The sequence below is a fragment of the Streptomyces sp. NPDC016309 genome, from assembly GCF_043077235.1.
In the GTDB taxonomy this organism is placed as follows: Bacteria; Actinomycetota; Actinomycetes; order Streptomycetales; family Streptomycetaceae; genus Streptomyces.
The window spans coordinates 110,284-117,673 of record NZ_JBIBSG010000016.1; the positions used below are offsets into that span (position 1 = coordinate 110,284).

Annotated in this window: 8 protein-coding genes and 1 pseudogene; 3 read left to right on the forward strand and 6 right to left on the reverse strand. The window is 74.6% G+C overall.

Annotated elements, in window-relative coordinates:
* Nucleotides 1–12: 12 nt before the first annotated feature.
* Nucleotides 13–639: a L,D-transpeptidase gene (locus ACF068_RS29830; protein ID WP_392277415.1), complete on the reverse strand. Its 627-nt coding sequence runs from the start codon at nt 637–639 to the stop codon at nt 13–15.
* A complete protein-coding gene (locus ACF068_RS29835) occupies nt 629–1,147 on the reverse strand; it encodes a SigE family RNA polymerase sigma factor (protein ID WP_392277416.1) in 519 nt (172 codons plus the stop codon). The genes ACF068_RS29830 and ACF068_RS29835 overlap by 11 nt, the downstream gene beginning before the upstream one ends.
* Before the next feature lie 135 nt (nt 1,148–1,282).
* On the opposite strand from ACF068_RS29835, the gene ACF068_RS29840 reads away from it, so the two are divergent.
* On the forward strand, nt 1,283–2,281 hold the full coding sequence (locus tag ACF068_RS29840; protein ID WP_392277417.1) for a L,D-transpeptidase: 999 nt from the start codon (nt 1,283–1,285) through the stop codon (nt 2,279–2,281).
* A 25-nt stretch (nt 2,282–2,306) separates the two neighbouring features.
* Entirely contained in the window at nt 2,307–4,115 is a 1,809-nt protein-coding gene (locus tag ACF068_RS29845; protein ID WP_392277418.1) for a D-alanyl-D-alanine carboxypeptidase family protein, read from the forward strand.
* 66 nt (nt 4,116–4,181) lie between these two features.
* Here the strand turns inward: ACF068_RS29845 and ACF068_RS29850 are convergent, their stop codons facing one another.
* Nucleotides 4,182–4,859, reverse strand: a complete 678-nt coding sequence (locus ACF068_RS29850; RefSeq protein WP_392277419.1) for a hemerythrin domain-containing protein — start codon at nt 4,857–4,859, stop codon at nt 4,182–4,184.
* A 139-nt stretch (nt 4,860–4,998) separates the two neighbouring features.
* Here ACF068_RS29850 and ACF068_RS29855 point away from each other — a divergent pair, with 139 nt between their 5' ends.
* A complete protein-coding gene (locus ACF068_RS29855) occupies nt 4,999–5,952 on the forward strand; it encodes a Rieske 2Fe-2S domain-containing protein (protein WP_392277420.1) in 954 nt (317 codons plus the stop codon).
* A gap of 221 nt (nt 5,953–6,173) precedes the next feature.
* On the opposite strand, the gene ACF068_RS29860 is transcribed toward ACF068_RS29855, so the two are convergent.
* The 3 genes and pseudogenes from ACF068_RS29860 to ACF068_RS29870 all read right to left on the reverse strand — a co-directional run.
* Nucleotides 6,174–6,701 carry a hypothetical protein gene (locus tag ACF068_RS29860; protein ID WP_392277421.1) on the reverse strand — a complete coding sequence of 176 codons (528 nt, stop codon included), beginning with the start codon at nt 6,699–6,701 and terminating at the stop codon, nt 6,174–6,176.
* 46 nt (nt 6,702–6,747) lie between these two features.
* Entirely contained in the window at nt 6,748–7,182 is a 435-nt protein-coding gene (locus ACF068_RS29865; RefSeq protein WP_392277422.1) for a nuclear transport factor 2 family protein, read from the reverse strand.
* Nucleotides 7,169–7,390: pseudogene (locus ACF068_RS29870) on the reverse strand (TetR/AcrR family transcriptional regulator); the annotation flags it as partial. The gene ACF068_RS29865 and the pseudogene ACF068_RS29870, both read right to left, overlap by 14 nt.

Below are 7,390 nucleotides of genomic sequence, written 5' to 3' on the forward strand. Positions count from 1 at the left end.
GTCCGGTACCGCTCAGGATGCCGGCGCCGCCCCCGTGACGGTGACGACGTCCCCCGGGTCGAGGTTCCCGTACAGCCATGCCGCGTCCGCCGGCCGCAGACCGATCCAGCCGGGGGTGACGTCCAGGGTGCCGGGCGCCTGCTCATGGTGCGGGATGGCGGCGATCCGGGTCACCGCACCCCCGGCCGACCGCAGCTCGATCACGTACGGCAGCACCGTCGTGTACGCGCCGGACATGCCGACCTCGGTACCGGACACGCGCTTCGAGGCGTGCTTGGCCGAGACGGTGAAGGACCCCACCGGAGTGCGGTGACCCGCCTTGCCGGAGGTCACCGGAAGGTCCCGCCCCGCCGCGCTCAGCACCCGCCGGGACAGATCGACCCTGGCCACCTCCGGGGGCGTGGGCGCGGCGGTGGCCGGCCGCTCGGGCCGCCCGCCCGTCTCCGGTGCCGGATCGCCCCCGAGCGTCAGGGGCACCACGACCGCCACGACCGCCGCGACCAGACCGGACGTGACGGCGGCGTGCCTGCGGCGCCGCCGCCGGACGGCGAGCCGGCGGATCGCGGCGCCCGGTACGGGCGGGGCCGGCCGGCGCCCCTCGGACAGCGCGCGCAGCGCGTCACCGAGTTCATCGGACATGACTGTCCTCCCTCGTTCCCGGGTCCTCCAGGACCGCCGTGCCGGCCAGCCGCCGGGCCAGCGCGGCCCGGCCCCGCGACAGGCGGGCCTTCACCGTCCCCTGCGGGGAGCCGGTCTCCTTGGCGATCTCCTCCACGGACAGGTCGCACAGATGGTGCAGGACGACGGCGGTCCGCTGGGCCTCCGGGAGCCCGCGCAGCGCCTCGACCAGCGCGGTGTGGTCCGGCGACGGACCGGGCACCGGCTCGGGCGGCGGGCTGTGGCGCATCAGTTCCAGCCAGCGGCGGGCCCGCCGCCACCGGCTCACCGCCAGCCGCATGGCCACCGTACGGACCCACGCCTCGGGGGCCCCGTCCGCCATCAGGGCCCGCCGCTTGTCCCAGGCCCGTACGAAGGCTTCCTGGACGACGTCCTGGGCCTCCGCCAGGTCCCCGGTCACGGCGTACAACTGGCCGACGAGCCGGGGGAAGGCGCCGGCGTAGAAGGCGTCGAACTCGTCCTCCGTCATGGTGCTCCGCGCGGTCCGTGTGGTCGTACGGCGCCGGTGGCGGAACGCCGCGAAAGATTGTTCGGTACGCGTGCAACCCGGCTGCCCCGGCGTGCGTACAAGTGGCGTACATGGAAGCACAGCGAAAGGGATGACATGACCACGGGGGGCAGGAACGGCCTGGTACGGCGCGCATGGGCCGTCTGGGCATCGGGGGCGCTGTGCGTCCTGGCGTCGGCGGGCTGTTCACAGCCGGGGACCGGCGCCGACGCGGGGGGTGACAACGCGCCGGGCGGGGCGGTGACGAGCCCGGCGGCGGCGCCCGGTACGGGGAAGCCCGGCACCGGGAAGCCGTCCGGTGCGGCGGCCGGCACGGAAGACGGGGCCGGGGCCGCGGACCACCCCGCACTCGCCACCGCCCGGATCAACGTGGCCGACGGCCAGACCATCGGCGTGGGCATGCCCGTGTCGATCACGTTCGCGCGCCCGGTCCCGGCCGCCCAACGGGCCGATGTCGAGCGGGCCCTGGCCGTGACGACGAGCCCGCGGACGACGGGCGGCTGGAGCTGGATCAAGGACCGCAACCTGCACGACGGGCAACGCATCGACTACCGGCCCCCCGCCTTCTGGAAGCCCGCGACGAAGATCTCCGTGCGCGCGGGCGGGCACCTCAACCGCCAGGTCACCGTGGGGCGTTCCCTGGTGGCCACCGTCGACGTCCGGACCCACACCATGACGGTGGCCGAGGACGGCCGCGAACGCCGCGTCCCCATCACCGCCGGAGCCCCGGGCATGGACACCTGGAACGGCACCATGGTGGTCTCGGACAAGCAGCGCCGCGTCTGGATGGACTCGCGCACGGTCGACTACGGCGACGCCTACCGGGGCTACTACAACTACGCCGTGCACCTGACCGCTTCGGGGACCTACCTGCACGAGAACCCGAAGGCCGGGGCCAACGCCGGCCGGCGCAACATCACGCACGGCTGCATCGGGCTGGCCGCCGACGGAACCGCGCGGCGTTTCTTCGACTCAGTCATACCCGGGGACGTGATTCGCGTGGTCGGCTCCAAGGAGACCGTCGACGCCGGCAACGGTTACGGGGACTGGAACCTCGGCTGGGACCAGTGGACCGCGGGCAGCGCCCTCGCATGACGACGAACGAGACGGAGACACGGCAGTGACCAACGCCGCGCCCGCGCGTGCCGGGAACCCGGCGCGGGACGACGACCCGGAGCCCACCACGCGGCAGGCCGCCGCACCGGCGGTGGACGCCGAACCCTCCGGGGACCAGGCGCCTCCGGACGCCCCGCCCGCACCGGAGAGGGTCGACGACCAGGACGAGGGCGAGGGCGAGGGCGAGGCCCACCCGGACCCGGAGCCGGACTCCGAGCCGGAGCCCGAGCCGGAGCCCGAGCCCGAGCCCGCGCCCGAGCCGGAGCCCGAGCCCGAGCCCGCGCCCGAGCCGGAGCCCGAGCCCGAGCCCGCGCCCGAGCCGGAGCCCGAGCCGGAGCCCGCGCCCGATCGCGAGCCGGAGCCCGATCCGGCCCGCGATCCCGATCGCGATCCCGACCCGGGGCCGGTCGAGGACGCCGCCGGTAAGGACGGCGAGCGGGCCCGGGCCGGGGACGGCGCCGGCGGCGACCCCGCCGGAGGGCCCGCGCCGGACCGCCGGCCGACCGACGGACCAGCGCGTTCGGAGGGCCCGGTTCCGGCCGAGGCGCCGGGCGGGGGTCCTGGGGCGTCCGTCGCGGGACGGACACGGACATGGGCCGGGACCGGGGTGGCGCGGTGGGTGCCGCTCGTCGTCCTGCTCGCCCTGGCGTGCGTGACCGTACAGCTCGTGCGGCCGCTGCCCGAACCCGTCCTGCGCCCCGCCGCCTCACCGGCGTACACCTTCCGCGGCGGGCCGCCGGCGATGCCGTGGCCTCGGGAGGGCCAGGGGGCCGTCGAGGTGGACGGGGTCGGGGTGATCGGCACGTACGGAAGTGGCGAGCCCGCTCCGATAGCCAGCGTCGCCAAGGTGATGACCGCGTACGTGATCCTCCGGGAGCATCCCGTCACCGGTGCGGGCACCGGGCCGGACATCACGGTCGACGCCGCGGCCGAGCGCGAGGGACGGAACCCGGACGAGTCGAGGGTGCCCGTCAGGAAGGGCGAGCGGTACAGCGAGAAGGAGATGCTCCAGATGCTGCTGCTGCCCTCGGCGAACAACATCGCCCGCCTGCTGGCCCGCTGGGACTCCGGCACCCAGGACCGGTTCGTCCGCAAGATGAACGACACGGCCAGGGAACTGGGCATGACGGACACCACGTACACGGATCCCAGCGGTCTGGACGCCACCACCGTCTCCACAGCGGTCGACCAGGTGAAGCTGGCGAAGGCGGCCATGCGCGACGCGGTGTTCCGGGAGATCGTGGGAACCCGGCACGTCACGCTGCCGGGTTCGGCGGGGCGGATCGGCAACAGCAACAGCCTCCTGTCGCGGCCGGGCGTGACCGGGGTCAAGACCGGTTCCTCGACACCGGCCGGGGGCAACCTGCTGTGGGCCGCCGACGCCGTCGTGGACGGAACGGCGCACCGGATCGTCGGCATGGTGATGGGCGTGCGCGGGGCGCCCACGCTGCCGGAGAAGCTGAAGCTGGCGATCGGGACGCACAGCCGGGGCCTCGTCGAGGCGGCGCGCGCGGGCGTCACGTCCGCCACGGCCGTCGAGAAGGGGGACGTGGTCGGTTACGTCGACCGTCCCCTGGGGGGCCGGACCCCGGTGGTCGCCACCGAGGACCTGGAGGTGGTCGGCTGGCCCGGCCTGAAGGTGGCCCTGCGGCTCGGCGGCGGGGGCGAGCCCCTCCCGAGGTCCGCCGGTGCGGGCACGGTGGAGGGGGAGCTGTCGGCCGGCGAGGGAGCGGGCCGGGTCCGGGTCCCCGTGGCACTGCGCGACGACCTCGACGAGCCGGGTGTCCTGGAGAGGCTGGTACGCCTCGGCTGACGGCCCAGGGCGCCGTGCGCGTCCCGCTCACGGGACCGCACGGCCGCTCCCGGACCCCCGCCCCGCTCAGCGGCCGCCCCGGCGGCGCCTGGTCACCAGCCAGGCGGCACCGAGGCAGGCCGCGGCCGCCGCGAGCGTCCCGCCGCGCACCGCCCGGCCACCCGCCGGCAGGAGGTCCCTCGCCCGGTCGAACGCGCTCAGGGGGACACCGAGCAGGGCGTTGGCGGGCGGCCGGCGGGGCACGCCCGGATGGGGACGGGTGGGCGCCGTGCGGCGCACGGTCTCCCACGTGGAGCCCAGCCGACGCAGGCGGGCGGTGTCGAGGGACGCCTGCAACCGGGGCAGCAGCAGGTCCTCCTCGTCCCGGATGTCCTGCCTGATCAGGGCGAACGCCTCGGTGGCGAGTTCGTCGTGCCGGGGATCGTCCGGCCCGATCCGCTCCATCTCGGTGACCAGGTCGTTGATCCGCTGGTGCTCGCTCTCGACCCGCGCGGTGAGTTCCTCGCCGTCGGGGGCCAGGCGCCGCAGCGCCGGCCACAGGACCGTCTCCTCGGCGAAGGCATGGCTGAAGGTGAGGCGCACGATGTCCTCGAGGGTCCGCCGCCGGTCCTCGGGGGACCCGTGGCCCGACTCGTACAGCGTCATCATGCGGTCGAGCTCGGCGTGGTCCCGGCGCTGCCGGGCCAGGACGCTCGCCTGGCCGCCGAGTTCCTCGACGCTCTGCTCGGAGATGGAGTGGGTCATGGTCACCCTCCCGGGTCGGCGTGTGGCGGGCCCTCGGTCACCAGGCCGGTTACCCCGTGCGGGGCGCCCCTAGCACGGTTCCGGCGGCCGATCGGAGGTGGTCCGGTTTCCTGGTGACGGGAAGGGCTATTCGTCCGGCATGGATGTTTCTCTCACACGCCGTCCCGCCGCCAGGGCCCTGCGGCGGCTGCTGCCCTCCTCCGACGGCCCGGGCCGCGTCCTTCGGGGCATGGACCGGATCGAGCGCTGGCCGGGCGCCGACCGGCTGATCGACGTCGTGCGCGCGGCGGTCCACGCGGTTCCCCTCGGCTCCGGGCGGGACGTCCTGCACGGGCGCTGGCTCGGCCACCCGGTGCACCCCCTGATGGTGCAGGTGCCGATCGGGACCTGGTTCTCGGCGGCGCTGCTCGACGCGCTGCCCGGGCACCGCCGGGCCGCCCGGACGCTGATCGGCGCCGGGCTGGTCGCGGCCGGCCCGGCGGCGGTGGCCGGGTGGACCGACTGGGCCGAGATGCCCAGGGAACAGCAGCGGGTGGGTCTGGTCCACGCGGCGGCCAACATCACCGCCGTCGCGCTGTACACCGCCTCCTACACCGCCCGGTGGCGCGGGCAGGCGGCCCGGGGCAAGGCGCTGGGACTGGCGGGGCTGTCCGCCGTGGCCCTCGGCGGGGCGCTCGGCGGCCACCTCGCCTACCGGCAGGCGGCGGGTGCCAACCACGCCGAGCAGGTGCCGCACCTGGTGGAACCGGGCTGGCACGCGGTGGGCGACGTCGCGGACCTGCCGGTCGGCCGGGCGGTACGGCGCCAGGTGGACGACGTGGCCGTCATGGTGGTCCGCGAGGCGGACGGCACCGTCCACGTGCTGGCCGACCGGTGCAGCCACATGGCCGGGCCGCTGTCCGAGGGCGAGATCGCCGACGGCTGCGTACGGTGCCCCTGGCACGGGAGTGTGTTCCGGCTGGCGGACGGCTGGAACGTCCGGGGCCCGGCGACGGCTCCCCAGCCGTCCTTCGACACCCGGGTCTCCGACGGCCGGCTGGAGGTACGGCTCCGCGACCAGGCCGGCGCCTCCGCCTCCAGCGACGCCGCCTGACCCCACGCCCCGCCACCCTGAAGCCGTGCGGCATGAGCGGTGGGCCCTGCTCGCGGTCCACCAGGTCGTCCGCCGGTTCAATGCGGTGGCCGATCCGGAGAACCCGGAGCGGCCCGCAGCAGGGTGGCAACGGGGCGATGGGCACACACCCAGACCACCGAACGGCGCAAACACCGGGGCGCCGGCATACCCGTTCCTCTCGCTCAACCGCCTTGACCTCCCTACAGCTGTTCCCCCCTGCTGGGTGGTTCCGGAGGATGCCTCCCGCCCCCGTCCTTGGCGTCCTCTTCACAGGTGCGTCGGTCGTAGGACTGGTCATTGGGGATCAACAACACTCCGGCAACCTGCGCAGGGTGCTCGACGGCGAGCCAGTCGTCGCCCGTGAGGGGATCGTCGGCCGGCCCGAACGCCTGGGACGAGCGGACCGTCTGACACCCCAACGTCACCCGCTCCTTGTCGACCGCGCAGGCGTCCACCGCGGGGTCGGAGTATTCGTCGGCGCCGTCGAAGCGGAAGTGGAAGTGGACCCGGTCACCTTCGGAGGACACCTGCGGGTGGGGCTCAAGGCGCCAGTCAACGACCGCGGCGGTGACGCCCAGAGGCTGCCCGTCCGTGTCCACGACCCGCACCCTGACACCGGCCTTACCGCGCTCCGCCGTCGTGTCGGTGCAGCCCCAGGAGGAGCAGCCGGACAGGACGAGAATCGCCAGAGCCAGCGGGGCAACGGCGAATACCCGTGCAGGTAACACTGGGATGACCTCCGGTCGGGGTGGGGCGGGGCAGTCTATCCCGGGACTACGGTGCGGGAAGGACGCCGAACTGGCCCAGGACGCCGGCGAGGTCCCAGTACAGCGACTCGCGCCGGATGCGGCCGTCGGGGGAGAACGTGTAGACCGTCGCGCCCCGCATGGAGAACGTCTTGCCGTGGGCGAGGGCGGCGATCTCCGGGGGGAGGCCGTCGATGCTGCCGCGGAGGGTGCCGGTCATCGTCCACTCGCACGCGCCGACGTGGTCGCCGGCGTGCACGGACCGGATCTCCATCCGTGTGTCGGGGATGGCCTCCAGCCAGGAGCGGACGCCCTCGTCCAGGCCGGCCGTGCCCTTCCAGACGGACTGGAGGGGGACGTCCTCCGACTCGGCGTCCGGGGTGTAGCAGGACAGCCAGGTGTCCGCGTCGCCCGAGCTGATGGCGGTGAGACAGGTGCGTACGAGTGCTTCATGGGGATGCATCGGGGCTCCGCAGGATCGAGGTGAGTGTGCGGTCGAGGACGTCGGGGACGTCCCCGGCCTTCAGACGACGCGTGTCGGCTTCCGCCGCGGCGGCGTGGAGGAGGCTGTAGAAGGTGGTGACGAGCCAGGTCATGGGGAGGTCGGTGCGGAAGGTTCCTTCGTGCTGGCCTCGGGTGAGGATGCGTTCGACGCGGCCGAGGACTTTTCG

What these genes read in the sequence shown, in the direction of transcription:
- ACF068_RS29830 (WP_392277415.1), bottom strand. Translation starts at nt 639, where the DNA reads ATGTCCGATGAACTCGGTGACGCGCTGCGCGCGCTGTCCGAGGGGCGC.
- ACF068_RS29835 (WP_392277416.1), bottom strand. Translation starts at nt 1,147, where the DNA reads ATGACGGAGGACGAGTTCGACGCCTTCTACGCCGGCGCCTTCCCCCGG.
- ACF068_RS29840 (WP_392277417.1), top strand. Translation starts at nt 1,283, where the DNA reads ATGACCACGGGGGGCAGGAACGGCCTGGTACGGCGCGCATGGGCCGTC.
- ACF068_RS29850 (WP_392277419.1), bottom strand. Translation starts at nt 4,859, where the DNA reads ATGACCCACTCCATCTCCGAGCAGAGCGTCGAGGAACTCGGCGGCCAG.
- ACF068_RS29855 (WP_392277420.1), top strand. Translation starts at nt 4,999, where the DNA reads ATGGATGTTTCTCTCACACGCCGTCCCGCCGCCAGGGCCCTGCGGCGG.
- ACF068_RS29865 (WP_392277422.1), bottom strand. Translation starts at nt 7,182, where the DNA reads ATGCATCCCCATGAAGCACTCGTACGCACCTGTCTCACCGCCATCAGC.